The 15,663-nt window shown below is 52.5% G+C and carries 11 protein-coding genes; 7 read left to right on the top strand and 4 right to left on the bottom strand.

Features of this window, described 5'->3' with window-relative positions; genetic code table 11:
• The first annotated feature begins 4 nt into the window (after positions 1-4).
• Positions 5-1,477, top strand: coding sequence for an alkaline phosphatase (locus ABYK60_RS11350; protein ID WP_372872138.1), 1,473 nt, complete (start codon positions 5-7; stop codon positions 1,475-1,477).
• A 28-nt stretch (positions 1,478-1,505) separates the two neighbouring features.
• Here ABYK60_RS11350 and ABYK60_RS11345 read toward each other — a convergent pair whose 3' ends face one another.
• Genes ABYK60_RS11345 through ABYK60_RS11335 form a run of 3 tightly spaced genes read right to left on the bottom strand, consistent with a single transcriptional unit; the run spans position 1,506 to position 5,524 of the window.
• Complete coding sequence (locus ABYK60_RS11345) at positions 1,506-3,980, bottom strand: putative bifunctional diguanylate cyclase/phosphodiesterase (RefSeq protein WP_372872137.1); 2,475 nt, start codon at positions 3,978-3,980, stop codon at positions 1,506-1,508.
• A gap of 4 nt (positions 3,981-3,984) precedes the next feature.
• On the bottom strand, positions 3,985-5,136 hold the full coding sequence (locus tag ABYK60_RS11340; protein ID WP_372872136.1) for a hypothetical protein: 1,152 nt from the start codon (positions 5,134-5,136) through the stop codon (positions 3,985-3,987).
• Positions 5,126-5,524, bottom strand: coding sequence for a hypothetical protein (locus ABYK60_RS11335; protein ID WP_372872135.1), 399 nt, complete (start codon positions 5,522-5,524; stop codon positions 5,126-5,128). The genes ABYK60_RS11340 and ABYK60_RS11335 overlap by 11 nt, the downstream gene beginning before the upstream one ends.
• A 178-nt stretch (positions 5,525-5,702) precedes the next feature.
• On the opposite strand from ABYK60_RS11335, the gene ABYK60_RS11330 reads away from it, so the two are divergent.
• The 4 genes from ABYK60_RS11330 to ABYK60_RS11315 all read left to right on the top strand — a co-directional run bounded on the left by ABYK60_RS11330 (position 5,703) and on the right by ABYK60_RS11315 (position 10,150).
• A complete protein-coding gene (locus tag ABYK60_RS11330; protein ID WP_372872134.1) occupies positions 5,703-6,731 on the top strand; it encodes a methyltransferase in 1,029 nt (342 codons plus the stop codon).
• Between the two features lie 246 nt (positions 6,732-6,977).
• Positions 6,978-8,648: a FapA family protein gene (locus tag ABYK60_RS11325; RefSeq protein WP_372872133.1), complete on the top strand. Its 1,671-nt coding sequence runs from the start codon at positions 6,978-6,980 to the stop codon at positions 8,646-8,648.
• Positions 8,648-8,980, top strand: a complete 333-nt coding sequence (locus ABYK60_RS11320; protein WP_372872132.1) for a DUF4144 family protein — start codon at positions 8,648-8,650, stop codon at positions 8,978-8,980. Before ABYK60_RS11325 ends, ABYK60_RS11320 begins: the two co-directional genes overlap by 1 nt.
• Before the next feature lie 69 nt (positions 8,981-9,049).
• The gene (locus ABYK60_RS11315; protein WP_372872131.1) at positions 9,050-10,150 is read left to right on the top strand and encodes a site-2 protease family protein; all 1,101 of its coding nucleotides are present in this window, start codon (positions 9,050-9,052) and stop codon (positions 10,148-10,150) included.
• A gap of 98 nt (positions 10,151-10,248) precedes the next feature.
• Here ABYK60_RS11315 and ABYK60_RS11310 read toward each other — a convergent pair whose 3' ends face one another.
• Positions 10,249-11,265, bottom strand: coding sequence for a LacI family DNA-binding transcriptional regulator (locus tag ABYK60_RS11310; protein ID WP_372872130.1), 1,017 nt, complete (start codon positions 11,263-11,265; stop codon positions 10,249-10,251).
• 159 nt (positions 11,266-11,424) lie between these two features.
• Between ABYK60_RS11310 and ABYK60_RS11305 the strand changes: the two genes are divergently transcribed.
• Both ABYK60_RS11305 and ABYK60_RS11300 read left to right on the top strand, forming a co-directional pair.
• Entirely contained in the window at positions 11,425-13,779 is a 2,355-nt protein-coding gene (locus ABYK60_RS11305) for a GH92 family glycosyl hydrolase (protein ID WP_372872129.1), read from the top strand.
• 45 nt (positions 13,780-13,824) lie between these two features.
• Positions 13,825-15,663 (top strand): glycoside hydrolase domain-containing protein (locus ABYK60_RS11300; protein WP_372872128.1); only part of this gene is annotated, 1,839 nt, incomplete at its 3' end.

Raw genomic sequence — 15,663 nt, 5'->3', positions numbered from 1 at the left:
GACCATGTCATCGAAACTCCTGGCAGTTTTATTGCTTTCGCTGCCTTTTTCCGTCACAGCCACCACAGACCCACTTAAGGCACCCGCCAAACCCAAAAATATCGTCATTATGGTGGGTGATGGCATGGGGCCAGCCTATACCTCAGCCTATCGTTACTTTAAAGATAATCCTGACACGGAAGAAATAGAACAAACGGTGTTCGATCGTTTATTGGCAGGTATGGCCAGCACTTACCCAGCACGGGTATCAGGTTATGTCACTGATTCTGCCGCGGCCGCCACGGCATTGGCCACGGGCCACAAGACCTACAATGGTGCTATTTCGGTAGATGTGAATAAATCACCTCTTCCAACACTGTTCGAACAGGCACGAGACGTGGGGCTAGCCACCGGCATTGCCGTAAGCAGCCAGATAAACCACGCTACCCCAGCGGCGTTTCTGAGCCACAACGAGAGCCGCAAAAACTACGAAGAAATAGCCCACGCCTATCTGGAGTCGGATGCACAAGTACTACTGGGGGGAGGTCAACGCTATTTTGACGAAGCCTTACTGGCACAATTTACAGCCAGAGGTTATACCCATCTAACTGATATTCAAGCCTTAAGTACGGTTCAAAGCGGTAAAGTACTGGGGCTGTTTGCCGAAGTCCAATTGCCCTGGGTCATTGACAATCCCGGCCTGAATCAACTGTCCACATTGACCACCAAAGCATTGGAACTGCTGTCTCAGCATGACAAAGGCTTTGTTCTGTTGGTTGAAGGCAGCCTGATTGACTGGGCAGGGCACGACAATGACATAGTGACGGCCATGGGCGAAATGGATGAGTTCGCCCGCGCCATCGAAGTCGTGGAAGAGTTTGTCCGCAGTCGCGGCGACACCCTGATGGTGGTCACCGCTGACCACAACACTGGCGGACTCAGTCTTGGTGCCGAAGGGCAATACGAGTGGAACGCAGCACTACTGCGGGGCATTACCGCGAGCCCTGAGTCCATGTCCAGCAGGATCATTGGCTCCGAAGACTGGCAAGCCCAGTTGCAAACCAATCTGGGTTTTGAACTGAGTGAAGATGAACTGGATAGCTTGACTAAAGCGAGACCTCAGGGCCAGGGTGTATTGGCAGATGCCATCAAGAAGATAATCGACACCCGCAGCTTCACCGGCTGGACCAGTGGCGGACACACAGCTTTGGATGTGCAAGTGTTCGCTCAGGGACCAGCGTCTGGGCTGTTTATTGGCCAACAGGACAATACTGAAATAGCTCAAAAACTGATGAGCTTACTGCCTAAACCCAAAAAAGCGGAGATAGCTCCCACAGCACCATCGGTGACGCTTCCTCCTGCCCCAGCCTCCCAAGAAACCATATCAGAAAGCACTGTGCAATCAGAGGGTGAAGCAGAGTCTTCAGAATCAGTTGCCGACGAGAATGAAGCTTCCGGCGCACCGCTCAGCCCGGAACTTAACGAGTCATCAAAGTAAAAAGCATAAGGTCGGTGAAGGCGTATATTCAGCCGGCCTTTTTCCCCAGCACCTGTTGGTCAGCCCCTTTGGGCCATCGGCGGGTAAGGATTATAGATTCAAGCAATTCCAACGTTTTTTCTTCCGGCATGGGCTTCGAATAAAGGTAGCCCTGAGCCAATTCACAACCTGCTTCCTGCAAAAACTCAGCTTGAAGATCTGTTTCTATCCCCTCTGCAACCACGGTGCGCCCTAAGTTGTGGGCCAGGTCAATAACCGTGGTAACTATATGAGTATCGACACCATTTTCCAGTACTCCTGCGGTAAAACACCTGTCGATTTTCAATACATCAAAGGGAAGTTGTTTGAGGTAGCTCAGTGACGAATAACCGGTACCAAAGTCATCAATTGCGATGCGCACGCCAAGTTGCTTAAGCTCCAGCATGACTTCCATCGCCTTGTCTACCTGCTCAATTACACTTTCTTCCGTCACCTCGAGTAGAAGGCTGCGAGGCGGGATCATACTGCTGGACAACAATTTTTTGATGTAATCACTCAATCCGGGCGCCAGATAGTGACGTGCCGAAAGGTTTACCGCCATGTAGATATCATCCCAACCCAGCAACCTGAAGCGTTTAAGCATTTCCACAGCCTCTGCCAACACATAGTTACCCAGCTTAATAATGGCGTCACTCTCTTCGATGTGGGGGATAAAATTACCCGGCATTATCAAGCCACGAGAGGGGTGGAACCAACGCACCAAAGCTTCAAAGCCCCTTATGCTGTCATCTTTAAGGCTCACAATGGGCTGCAGAAACAACGTCAGCTCCCGCTCACTGATAGCGCTATTGATGTCCTGCTCAACCATCAGACGATTGTTGGCATTGTGCAGCATGTCCTCTGTAAACACCCTGAAATTGGAGCGACCTGCATCTTTGGCCTGGTACATGGCCAGATCGGCATGTTTTATCAGCTCTTCCGCATTAACTGCGGGCGAATCACACATTGCCACCCCAATACTGGTGGTGACAATCAGTTTATGATTTCCAAGGATCACGGGCTGCTGCAAGGCCGCAAAAATTTTGTGAATGACCCGACGTATATCCTGTTCATCCTGAATGCCGCGCAGCAATATCAAAAACTCATCACCCCCCTGGCGAAATACTGTGTCCATGCTGCGCACACAGTTATTAAGCCGGGACGCCACAATCTTCAGCAGTTCATCCCCTTCATTGTGCCCCAATGCATCATTGATTCGCTTGAAAGCATCGAGATCCAAAAACAGCAGTGCAATACGGTCTTGCACGCGGTCAACACAGGCAATCGCTTTATTTAGTTCATGAATCAACATGGCTTTATTAGGTAAGCCCGTCAAAATGTCCAGCATCGCCATTCGTTCAAGTTCGCGGGTGTACGCATCAACATCCTGCTCAAGTCTCTGCTGGCGATCTGTCAATTCCAGCAAGGCGCCCCCCATCACATCCACTTCATCGAGTAACAATGTATCCCGCGTGGCCAGACCGTGGCGCACCTCATCGAATCGCCGCTCTGCTATCATAGGCAGCATGCGGGTATGCATCTCCAATCTTCGAACCGGTGACCATGCAATCATCGCCATGAACACACCACTGAGCAGCAGTGCAATCAACAATAGCCCCAGCATGTTTTGCTGAAATGCTTTCAATAATTGATGCCACTCGTTAAGCTGCCATATCACCACGATCCCAGGACCATTATCAGAAACATCAAGCGGGAAGTACCACAGGGCATAGGGCTGCCCCTGCAATTCATAGAGTCGCTGTTTTGCAGAAATATCCTGCCAACTCCAGTTGGCACTGGCCTCCTCCAGCAATGGCAAACTAACCTGACGATTGCTGACGTTAAAAAGCTTCCGCCCCCAAAAATCCCGGATCCGTTTGGCATCTGACAACTCACCAAGCACAGCCAGTTCAAATTCATCCTGAGATCGAAAACTGGTCAACAACGAAGTGAGTTCCATTTCGAGATAAAACCGATGGGAAACCTTGTTTTTCAGCACCGGAACCTGAACCTGTAACGAGCAACGATTAACACATCGAATACGCCAGATGGGCACGCTCGCTCGCCCCCAACGCTCAAACCATTTAAATTCGTCATCACCTGGTATCCGACCTAGATAGAACCCCCGGTGATTACCCGCAGCAATCCTCCCAAAAGCATCAAGTCCCCACGCCAACTGCACTTCGTTCCACAACAATTCAAACTCCCGCCGCCCGAGATCTGGCTCATATACCCTCTCTCCGGCCAGCAGCAATACCTGATGTGCGCTGGAAACCGCCTCATCCACTGCCTGCGATACGGCATGAGTGAGGTTTTGTTGTAATGCATGCTGTTGAGATTCCAGCAAAAATCCCTGTTGAGTGCCAAGTTCACGATACGCAAAGCTACCCAATACCACAGTTAATAACGTCATCAGGAAGAAAACGGTTATCAATACCTTCCATCTGAGGCTTAAAAACCAACTACCCGGGGAAACGCCAGTCATAGAATCACCATTGCATCCGGTAAGACAGCTCAATCGCAAATAAGGACCATTGCCGGTCTTGATCCCGCGGGTTCTTATTCAGGATTGGCGGAACCCAGGCGGCACCTTCAACCCAATGATATTCAGCCGCCAACTGCCAATTGGCAGCAAGGCGCCAGCGGCATCCCACAGTCCAATCGCGGCCATAACCAAAATAGCCGGGAACACCCATCAACTCGAGTAGCTCTCCATCGGGGTCATCCAGGTTTTCCTGCGAATAGTCGTAGCGCAGGAAAACATCCATGTCAGCGGTCATCTGATAGCGGGCGTCAATATAGTAGCCACGAAAGGGCTGCTCACGCTCCCAGCCGGGCAAAGACGCACCTGTCAGACTTCTGGTCCCCTGACTCAATTCTGAAGTTATTTCCAGTCCTGCACTGCGGTACTGCACTGACACCACCCAGGTGCTCAATTCAATTTCCGCTGGAGCCCAACGCAATTCGCTGTTGTACTCCAACACAGTTTGATAAATATTGGCTCCGAAACGCCACGATTCCGTGCTGTAATCTAAATCGACGGAATAAAAGTAATCTGATTCCAGCGTCCCATATTCCGTAGTACCCATGGTGTTAATGGTTAAGTCATCTGTGACATTAAGAACACCACCGCTCAGATGCCAGACAAACTGGCCAGATTCCAAATCGTGACGCCCCAATACCTCACCACCATTGATGTGTAACTGTGTATCCCGGTAATAATCGGCATAAATAGACTGGGGCAATAAAATCGAAGGGCGAGCAAAAGGCACATCACGGGTGCTTGAATAAAATCCAACTTCATTTTTGACCCGCCCCAATCGCGCGCCCACAAATCCCGACTCGACTGGGCGTAAATACTCTAAAAAGAGGTAATCGGCCTGAACATGATCCGCGATAAGATTCCCCCGCTGACGGTAACTCATCGCGCCCGCCAATCGCCAATTATCACCTTGTCGCCAGGATGCCATCAGGGTCGCTTCCGATAAGGCAAAACTGGTATTGTCTTTATCCGTGAAAAATTCGCTGCCCTCAACTGAGACCAGTCCCTGACTGATATACCCATTTAACTGCCACTGTTCTGCTCTGGCGCCCCAGGAAAGCAGTAAAATTATAAAAATAAGCAGGTTATTAGTCTTCATGTGCATCCCTTGCCACCATCTCATCAGGTATATAGCCGATGCTTCCCGGGGTTTTTGCCACTTTAACCCGCATCTCAGCTAGCGTGCTGACGATTTCCGGACGATCGGCGGTACCGGAATAAACCAACCGGTCCCAATTCCGCTGCAGTACATAGGGAAGTATTTCCAAGGATTCAAAACAAAAACGCTTATGCATCTCTGAGTCAGGAGGTAACACAAAGACTTTGATGGGCGTACCATCAGTCCAGAATAAACGCTGTCTCGAAAAGATCAGACGCAACTCTGATACTGACAGAGATTCTCCATTGACCTGTTCATGGAAGATTACCCTGGCGTCTATACCAGGGCTAACCACCACCAACCACATCCATGTCAAGTAACGGCGCATCGAAACTCTCCATAATTTCTATAGCCTTAAAGACGCTTTCCGTTGGGCTGCAACAAGTACCGGTAAACGCCTTCTGTTAAAGCTTAGGCAAGTATTTCCGGCACTGCACGGGAAAATTGGCTGATGCGATATGGGCCATAGGGTATAATCACCGCAAATTCTCAGCCTCTTACAGCCCTTGCTTACCAATCCATCGCAGCTTTTAATCAGAAACAGTGAGTTACTCGAAGAACAACGGGTCCTTGTACTCAATTTCGAATCAGACACGCTCTGTAAAACACTGTTGGACCATTGCCCCGAAGTGACGGGCCTGGCCTTGGATTTCAACCATTACCTAAATGACTGTAAATCAGCCAGTAGCAGACTTACCCTGCAATTTGGTTATAAGCTGCCAGGACATGACAGATTTGATGTCGTCGTGGTGTATTTCCCCAAAGCCAAAGCACTGGCTCCGTATCTGTTTGCACTGGCTGCCTGGCATCTGGCTCCAGAAGGCTTGCTGGTGGTAGTAGGTGAAAACAAGGGCGGGATTAAATCGGTAGATAAACTGACCGGCAGTTATTTTTCCAAACCTGTTAAACGTGACAATGCCCGCCATTGCCTGCTTTATACTTCAGTGCTGATAAGCGAGGCACCGGAACCAGACATCCATCATTTTGTCAGCAGCTACCAGCTTTCCCTGCCTGGAGGAGATGTCACCGTTTGCAATATGGTGGGGGTATTTTCCGACAAGCGGCTCGATGAGGGAACTGCGCTGCTGCTTGAAAACCTGCCTGTGTTATCAGGAAGGGTACTGGACTTCGGCTGCGGTGCAGGTGTAATCGCCATTGCCCTGCTGAAAGCCTATCCCACGCTAAAAATAGACTGTGTAGACATCAATGCGATGGCTCTGCTCTCCTGTGAACTGTCACTCAAAGCCAACGGTATGAACGCCAATGTCTATGCCTCCGATGGCATGAATCAGGTAGAAGGCTTGTTCGATGCAGTAGTTTCCAACCCGCCATTTCATGACGGCCTGAGCAGCACCACAGATATTGCTACCCGCTTTGTGGCCGACAGTAAAGCCCAACTCAAGCCCAACGGAGACTGGTGCATTGTGGCTAACCGTCATTTGCCCTACTCGGATACCATAGCTCAGGCATTTGGAAGCGTACAAATCAGAGCAGAAAACAACAAATACAAGATTTATCACAACAAGAACAGTTAAAGGCACCATCAAGAACCGATATAACCATATCTTTCACCAACAAATGAAAGTTAGTCAGTTCCAGTAATTCAGCCTAAACTGAAAACCAGTGCACAAATTAGCCACTGCACACTTTTTTGGCGAAAGTTTATCTTGTTATACTCCAAAGGCTTTATGCTCAACCAAGCCCCTGTCAGGAATGATTTTTATGGGGTGGCTGTAAAAATAAACCTAAAAAAATAACTACAGATAAACAGGTAAGCATCTATGTTGGCTCCAGAACTGCTAGAGCTCAGTGCTGACGGTACCAAAGCGGAACTAAAATTAACGCCCGCCGAGCACGGCCCCGTCACCGAAACCGATCTGCGGGAGCTATTATTGCTGCCGGGATTTACCGACTTTTGTCCCCTCGATGCGGTTATCCAGAAAGCCGTTATCAGTATCAATAAGCTCTGTGCCAGTGAAGATGGTAAGTTCGAACAATTTTTCGCCATCGCAGAGAGACGTGACGGCAAAGTTGAAATTCTGGTCAGCCCCGACCGTATGCAGGCAGAAATGGAAATTACAGCCGCTTATGGCGGCAAACAAATTGTCATCACAGATGTACTGCCAGCCCTGAAAGCCGAAGGCGTGTCCATGGGGCTTAGCAAGGTCCGAATCGAACAGCTGCTGCAACAAATCCCCCTGTTAAAACCCGGCGCCAGCGTCAAGCAGGTCATTGCCATAGGCAAGCAGGCTATTAATGGTGAAAATGCCATTCTTGAGCGCAAGGTAGCGCTTGCTCGAGAACGTTTGCTGCAACCACAGGAACGGGAAGACGGCACTGTCGACATGCGCAATTTGGGCTCTGTTATTACGGTGAAAGCAAACGATGTACTGATGGTGAAGATCCCGGCCACAGAAGGCATTGCCGGATTTACCGTTAAAGGTGAAGCATTGCAACCCAAGCCCGGTAAAGATATTGCTTTAGTTCCCGGCGAAGGCACGGCGATATCGCCAAAAGATCCTAACCGGCTGATAGCCACAGTGGCAGGGCAACCGGTGGAAACCCGCACCGGCATGCAGGTAGATGACATACTCCAAATCAAAGAAGTGGACGTGAAATACGGCCACGTGAACTTTAAAGGCTCAGTGCTCATCACCGGTGATGTGCACGAAGGCATGCATGTCAAAGCCAGCGGCGATATCACAGTAATGGGATTTGTAGATTCAGCCCTGCTCGAAGCCGAAGGCGACATCATCGTCAGCAAAGGTGTAATTGGCCGCCAACTCGCCGAAGGTAAGCACTCCACAGTACTCAAAGCCAAGGGACAAATTGCAGCGCAGTTTGTACAGTATTCCGACCTGATTGCCGAGGGTGATATTCAAGTCACCAAACAGCTGCTGCACAGTCACAGTCAAACCAGTGGCAAGCTGATTGTCAGTGACAACAACAGTCGCCGCGGCGATCTCATTGGCGGACAGGCACATGCAGCCAAAGGCGTGCGGGCAGTGGTAATAGGTGCCACTGCTGGCACCAAAACCGAAGTGTATTGTGCCATGGATTTTTCCGATCTCAGGGCAGAACTTAAGGCCTTGGATGAAAGTGTTAAAGCCATGGTCGTGGCCTGCCTCGACATAGACGCCCGCATCCGGAAATTGCCGCCCAAGAGCGAATGGCAGGATGACCCTGTCATGCTTGAGCAGGTCAAGATGATGATGGATGAAAAAAAGCGCATGAGCGATGAGCGAACCCGCGAGGAACTGGAGCACGATACGGTTAAGCAGGAAGTCGATAACTACTACAACAACTACCGTATTGAAGTAATAAAGCATATTTTTGCGAATGTCGAAATTCATATAGGTCAGGCATTTAATCGCACCCAGCGTGAACACGGCCCCTGCGTAGTAACCAATCAGGGACAGGAAATCAGCTTCGATTACAGTGCCAAACCCTGATGGCAGAAACGCGACAACCACTCTGGCCAGCCCTGCTGCAACAACAGGGCTGTGACGAGTTACAGACATTGTTGTCAGCGGCCGACTGGCAACAACTGCAAGACCAGAGCAGCCACCTTCTGCAACAGGGAGAGCTGCTACTGGACTCTTCCCTGCATCAATACAGCCTCACCCCTGAACTTAACTGGCAATACCAAAGCACACTCAGTACCGAACAACTCAGTTTAATGGTCGGGGCACATTTGGCTGCCCAAGGCCAGTGCTGTATCAGCAAACTACGGCTCGACTCAATGGCAGCTGCGATAGCGCTAATTGATGCCCAAGATAGCTGAAATACCTGCGTTTTCCCGCTATCATGCTCAACAATTCTTTACGGTATCATTTCTCATCAGAGGTGCAATTTGGAGCTGCTCAGGGTTCAATGTCTGGGAAAAACACTCAGGCTCGAAGGCTCACTCGCTGGCTGGCAAGAGCTTTATTGGGATAATAAACTGGTGTCGCAAAAGGCTGCCGGTATCGAGAACGAAGGCCTGAAAGTACACGAGTTCTTCCTGCATGCGCAGCCAAATGAACGCCCGGAACCGGAGAAAATCACCATCCGGCTTGAAACCGACGTCATTTGGCAACCTTTTAAGCTGGATTATCGACTGCTGGTTGAAGATCAAATCCTGGCCGAAGGCAGCCGCAACGAAAAAGACATGGAGCGGCAGGAGCCCGAACTGCCACGGCAGAATACCCAAAAGCTGAGTCTGGTCGGCTTGGCATCGCTGGGCTTCAAACTGCTGAAAAGTGCCAAAGTCATTAAAGCCGTGCTGGCAGGTGCCAGCCTTGCCGCATACAGCTGGCTGTTTTCATTCCAGTTTGCTCTGGCGCTTATCACCTGTCTGGTGGTGCATGAATACGGCCACGTGCGGGCGATGAAGTACTTCGGCATGAAGACCAAAGGCTTCTACCTTATCCCCTTTATGGGAGGCCTCGCCCTCAACGAAGACAAGATCAACACCCGCTGGCAGGATGTGGTGATTTCCATCATGGGCCCAACCTTTGGCCTGTTTATGTCGCTGGCCTGTCTGGTGGGATGGTGGATCACCGAGAACCCATTTTTTGCCGGCCTCGCTACTTTTAACTCGCTGCTTAACCTATTTAATCTGTTGCCGATACTGCCACTCGACGGTGGCCATGTGATTAAAAGCATCAGCTTTTCCATGAACAGCAAGACAGGGCTCTTTATCTGCGCGCTCGGCGCCGCCTTTGGGGTGTGGCTCAGTTACAGCCTGGGACTGGCGCTGCTGGGATTTTTGCTATTGATAGGCAGCGGCGAAATCCTGTTCGAATGGCGCAGCCGCCACAACAGCCACCTTATTCCTCTGGACCGCTATGGCCAAATCTTCTCTGCGGTCTGGTATCTGGCAACACTCGGCGCCTTTATTGCCATCATCTGGTACTTTGCCGGTATGGGCGATGGTCTGCTGGGCCTGCCGCTGCAAATTCTGCAAAGCTGATAAATCCGGGCGAAAAAGATAATATCAGGAACACAAAAATCATTAACACTAAGGGCGCCTTGGGTGCCCTTAGTGTTAATTAGCCAACATTAATTAAATTACTTTTTCTGACTTGACCCACGTACGTTCAATACCACGGGCAGCCGTTGTAATCCGGAAACCTGCTGGCCGTGGCGGATATTATCCAGCACGCTGCACACGGCAGCGCCTATAGCATCAGCGTCAATGGCAATGCTGCTCAGTGCAGGCGTCATCAACCTCGAGTCCTCCAAGTCATCAAAGCCCACAATCGCCATATCTTCACCGGGCTTAAGCCCCTGCTGCCTTAACTGCTCAATGGCGCCGTAGGCCACAATATCGGTAAAACACACCAGTGCATCAGGACGATGTGATGACGCCAGCAGCTCCGCCATGGCAAGGCGGCCACCATGTCGGTTGGTGAACGCTGTCTCCCAAATGCCCGCAGGCTTAAGCCCTGCTTCTGCCAGCGCCGCGTTAAAGCCCGCCAAACGCTCGCCATAGTCCGAGATACGCTGATTGCCACCAAAAAAGCCGATACGGGTATATCCCTGAGCGAGCAGATGTCGGGTCGATGCCAGAGTGCCAGCGTGGTTATCGGGCAGCACCGTGGGTACGCTCGCCCCTGCCACTTCCCGCATGATATGGATAACCGGCACTGTGGCGGCAAGTTTATCCACCCAATCCGCATCTGTGCCGGGCGCCGGACACATCACAAAGGCCGCCACATTGTATTCTTTCAGACTTTGCACCAGCTGGCTCTGGATGTCTTTGTCTTCACCCGAGTTAACCAACATGGAAAACAGCCCCATCCGGCGAATATTGGCCTCGAGCCCTACCGCCAGCTGAGCCGAGTAGGGGTTAGTCAGGTCGTTAATCACAATCGCCACCAGATTGGAGCGCTTTCCGCGCAGCGATGCCGCCTCACGGTTGTAAACATAGCCAAGCTCAAGCATGGCTGTCTGCACCTTTTCGCGGGTAACAGGATTCACTTTATCGCTGCCCTGTAGCACCAGGGATACTGTGGATTTAGAGACACCTGCCGCCTTGGCCACATCAATCACTGTCACATTTCTTTTTGTCTGTTTCGCCTGCATGCCAGCTCCCTGAGTCTGGTCTGAAGAGTCACCTGAACGTGAAAAAGGATTGAATTATAACCAGTCAAAACTTATATTAATACACATTGGAACGTTCCAAATTTGTTTTATACCTACTAACCCATTGCCTAAAAAAGAAAACAGCAAGGAGCCCTGTGGATGGGAATGTTAACAAAATGGTCGCTGCTGACCGGTGTGCTGCTGGGTAGCTTTCAGCTGCATGCCGAAGATCTCACTCAATGGGTAGACCCTTTCATCGGCACAGGCGGTGATGGCCATACCTTTCCCGGCGCCGTGGTGCCCTTCGGCATGGTGCAATTAAGCCCTGATACAGACAACCCGATGCGCGGGGTATCGCCTCAGAGCGAAATCTACAAACGCTGTGCCGGTTATCACTATAACGACAGCACCATAGTGGGTTTCTCCCATACCCATTTCAGCGGTACCGGCCACTCGGATCTGGGCGATCTGCTCATCATGCCGATGACCGGCACGCCCAAAACTGAGCCCGGCACGGCCGCCGATCCGGACAGCGGCTACCGCTCCCGTTTCAGCCACGAGGATGAAGAGGCTTCTCCCGGCTACTACCGAGTAAAACTCACTGATTATCAAATTGATGCCGAGCTTACCACCACGGCCCGCACCGGCATGCACAGGTACAGTTTCCCCAAATCCGACCAGGGCCATGTACTGATTGATTTAACCCACGGCATCTACAACTTCGCCAACAAGGTGATTTGGAGCGATGTGCGGGTGGTGGACGACAGCACCCTTATCGCCTCGCGCCGCAGCAACGGCTGGGCCGTTGAACGCCCCATGTACTTCGCCATCCGCTTCTCCCGCCCCTTCGACGACATTGAACTGATGAACGAAGACAACGCCCGCTACCGCTGCATGGGCTGCCTAGACAAGAAAGACGGCAAGCACTCCACCATAGTTAACAGCCGCATTCCTTTTACCGCCGGCAAGGCAATTAAGGTGCTGGCCCGCTTCGATAATCCCCATCAGACGCCGCTGTTGGTCAAGGTAGGCGTATCGGCAGTGGATAAAAGCAACGCGCTGGAAAACCTAAACAGCGAGCTGCCCCACTGGGACTTTGACAAGGTCCGCAGCGATGCCAAGGCCGCCTGGCAAACTGAGCTTGAGCGCATGGAAGCCAAGGGCGACCGCTCGCAAAAGCGCCAGTTCTACACAGCGCTTTATCATGCGCTGCAGGCGCCAAGCCTTTATCAGGACGTCAATGGCGAGTACCTGGGCGTTGACGGTGAAATCCATAAGGCCGACTTTACCCACTTCACCCTGTTTTCACTTTGGGACACCTACCGCGCCCTGCATCCGCTGCTGACGCTGGTGTCGCCCGAGCGCGTGCCCGACATGATTAACTCCATGCTGGCCCATTATGACCAGAGCTATGACCGCATCCTGCCGATTTGGTCGTTCCACGGTCACGAAACCTGGACCATGATTGGCTACCATGCCGTGTCGGTCATCAGCGACGCCTGGCAAAAGGGCATTCGCGGTTTTGATGGCAAGCGGGCGCTGGATGCCATGACGGCCACCGCCAACCACCCCAATTACGATGCCATCCCTGAGTACCTGAAGTACGGCTACGTGCCCATGGATGTGCTGCCAGAGTCTGTGTCCATCACCCTGGAATACGCCTACGATGACTTTGCCATCGCCCGCATGGCCGAAAGCATGGGCGAGAGCGATATCGCCAAAAGCTTCGATGAACGTGCCAAGAGCTGGCGAAATGTGTTTGATCCTGATACTAAATTTGCCCGCGGCCGCGACAGAAAAGGCAACTGGGATAAAGACTTTGATGTAGAAGAAGCCAAGTACATGGGTCCCTTCACCGAAGGAAACAGCTTCCAGTACAGCTTCTATGTGCCCCACGATGTGGCCGGTTTAATTGACATCAAGGGTGGCGATGCCGCCTTTATCGAGCGTTTGGACGAGCTTTTCACCCGCCCGCTGCACGCCGACAAAATCAAAGAGCATGAAGACATTGCCGGCCTGATTGGCCAGTACGCCCACGGCAACGAGCCAAGCCACCATATCGCTTATTTGTACAACCACGCAGGCGCCCCCTGGATGACCCAGGCGCGTATTCGCCAGATCATGGATACCCTCTCCAACGACAGCCCATCTGGCCTTGCCGGAAACGACGATGTGGGCCAGATGTCGGCCTGGTATCTGTTCTCTGCCATGGGTTTTTACCCGGTAACGCCGGGGGACATGACCTATGTGATAGGCGCGCCGCAGCTGCCGGAAGTCACCCTCAAACTCAGTAACGGCAAGCGCTTTAAGGTTATCGCCAAGGGGCTGTCAAAAGATAATCTTTACGTTGCCAGCGTGAATCTCAACGGCAAGCCGCTGAGCCACAGTTACCTGCACCATAACGACATCATGGCCGGTGGCGAGCTGGTGTTTGAGATGGCAGCAACGCCAAACAAAGCCTGGGGCCAGGCGATTGATGCGCGCCCCAAGGCCATGAGCCCTTACAAAAACTAAAAGCGTCCACCGCCAACAACGGGAAAGCACACACAAGGACTGACAATGCACACTTACCCTACCCTCATCGGCCTCGCCGTCACAGCCGCACTGGGCGCCATCGCGCTCAGTGGCTGTGGCAGCTACGACTCAGACACAAATCGCAGCCAGGGTGGCAACAATGCCGCCAGCGAGGCGACCAAAGGCCCGAACTGGATTACCCAGCCGGTAGACTTTGTTAATCCGCTGATTGGCAGTCAGGGCGTATTCAACCATCGCCAGGCAGCCAACGTGGCAGTGGGCGCCTCCCTGCCCTTTGGTATGTTCAACTTTGGCCCCGAGCATGCTTACACAGAGGCGCTACTGAGCGAAAGTGAAGGGCTGAAAAAGCGCGTACTGGAAGAAAAGGTACGCATTCCGGTGTCGCCGGGCGGCTACAACTACGACGCCACCCGGGTTAAGGGCTTCAGCTTTACCCGCCTGTCCGGCACCGGCTGCCTTGGCGCCTCGGGCGAAGTGCCTGTGCTGCCATTCCTGGAGCCCATCAAACACTCACCCGACACTGACCTGCTGGATGCTTATTACAGCGTGGGCTACAGCCATGCCAATGAAAGTGTGCGCCCCGGCAGCTACCGTCTTACCCTTGATAACGGCGTTGGTGTGAACTTAAGCGCCACTGAGCGCAGCGGCATCGCCGAGTTTGATTTCCCTAAAAATGCCGACGCCAAGCTTCTGTTCCGCACTGCCTACAATCAGCTAGGCAGCGAAAAGGCCAGCACCCGCTTTAATCCCGAAACCGGCGAAATCACAGGTTCTGTCACCAGTGGCAACTTCTGCGGCTATCTGGGCGAAGCCAACCGCTACAGCTATTACACCCTGCACTTTGTCGCCAAACTGGACGTGCCTGTGGCCGCGAGCGGCGGCTGGCAAGATGACAAAATGCTGCCGGGCGCCAGCTACAGCGAAGGTGGCACCGGCTACGGCCCCAAGGGCGTGCCCGAGCTCGGCAAAGGCTCTGGTTTGTGGCTCGAGCTTGATACCGCAGCGCAGCAAAAAGTCACCCTGCGGGTTGGCATCTCTTACGTGAGCGAAGCCAATGCCCGTCAAAACCTGATTGCCGAGCAGGCCCATAAAGACTTTGCCGCTATCGAAATCCAAGCCAATAGCCGCTGGAATGAGACCCTTGCTAAGGTAAAGGTTGCCGCCAACCCAGAGGCCGACAAAGACCGGCTCACCACCTTCTACACCGCGCTGTATCACGCGCTGCACCACCCCAATCTGTTCAGTGACGTTAACGGCGAGTACACCGGTTTCGATGGCAAGGTGCATAAGCTGAGCGCCGGTCAAGCCGCCCAGTACGCAAACTATTCGCTGTGGGATGTGTATCGCTCGCAGCTGCAGCTCATCAGCCTGATGGAGCCCAAAATCGCCTCCGACATGGCCCAGTCGATGCTGAATCAGGCCAATCAGTATGGCGGCGTGTGGGACAGATGGACCCACAACTCGGGCGCGACCTCGGTGATGTCGGGCGACCCTTCCACCATCGCCATCGCCAACTTTGTCGCCTTCGGCGCAGATGATTTTGCAGTGGATGCCGCCTATAAGTCTCTATACAAGGCCGCCACCGAGCCGACCCAGTTTGACCTTGGCAACACCGGCTGCCCTGTGTTCTGCCGTGGTCAGCGCCCGTCACTGGATCAGTGGCTGTCGCTCAACTACATTTCCGACCAATCCAACAGCTGGGAAGGCGCCAGCGAAACCCTGGAGCAGGTGAGCGCCGACTTCGCCCTGTCGCAGCTGGCGGCCAGCCTTGGCAAGCAAAGCCAGAGTGACGAGATGCTCATTCGAGCCGGTTACTGGAAAAACCTCTACAACCCCAAGGCCACCGATACGCTTGGCTACATT

The sequence above is a fragment of the Shewanella sp. genome, from assembly GCF_041630135.1.
GTDB lineage: Bacteria > Pseudomonadota > Gammaproteobacteria > Enterobacterales > Shewanellaceae > Shewanella.
This window is presented reverse-complemented; position numbering and strand designations above follow the sequence as displayed.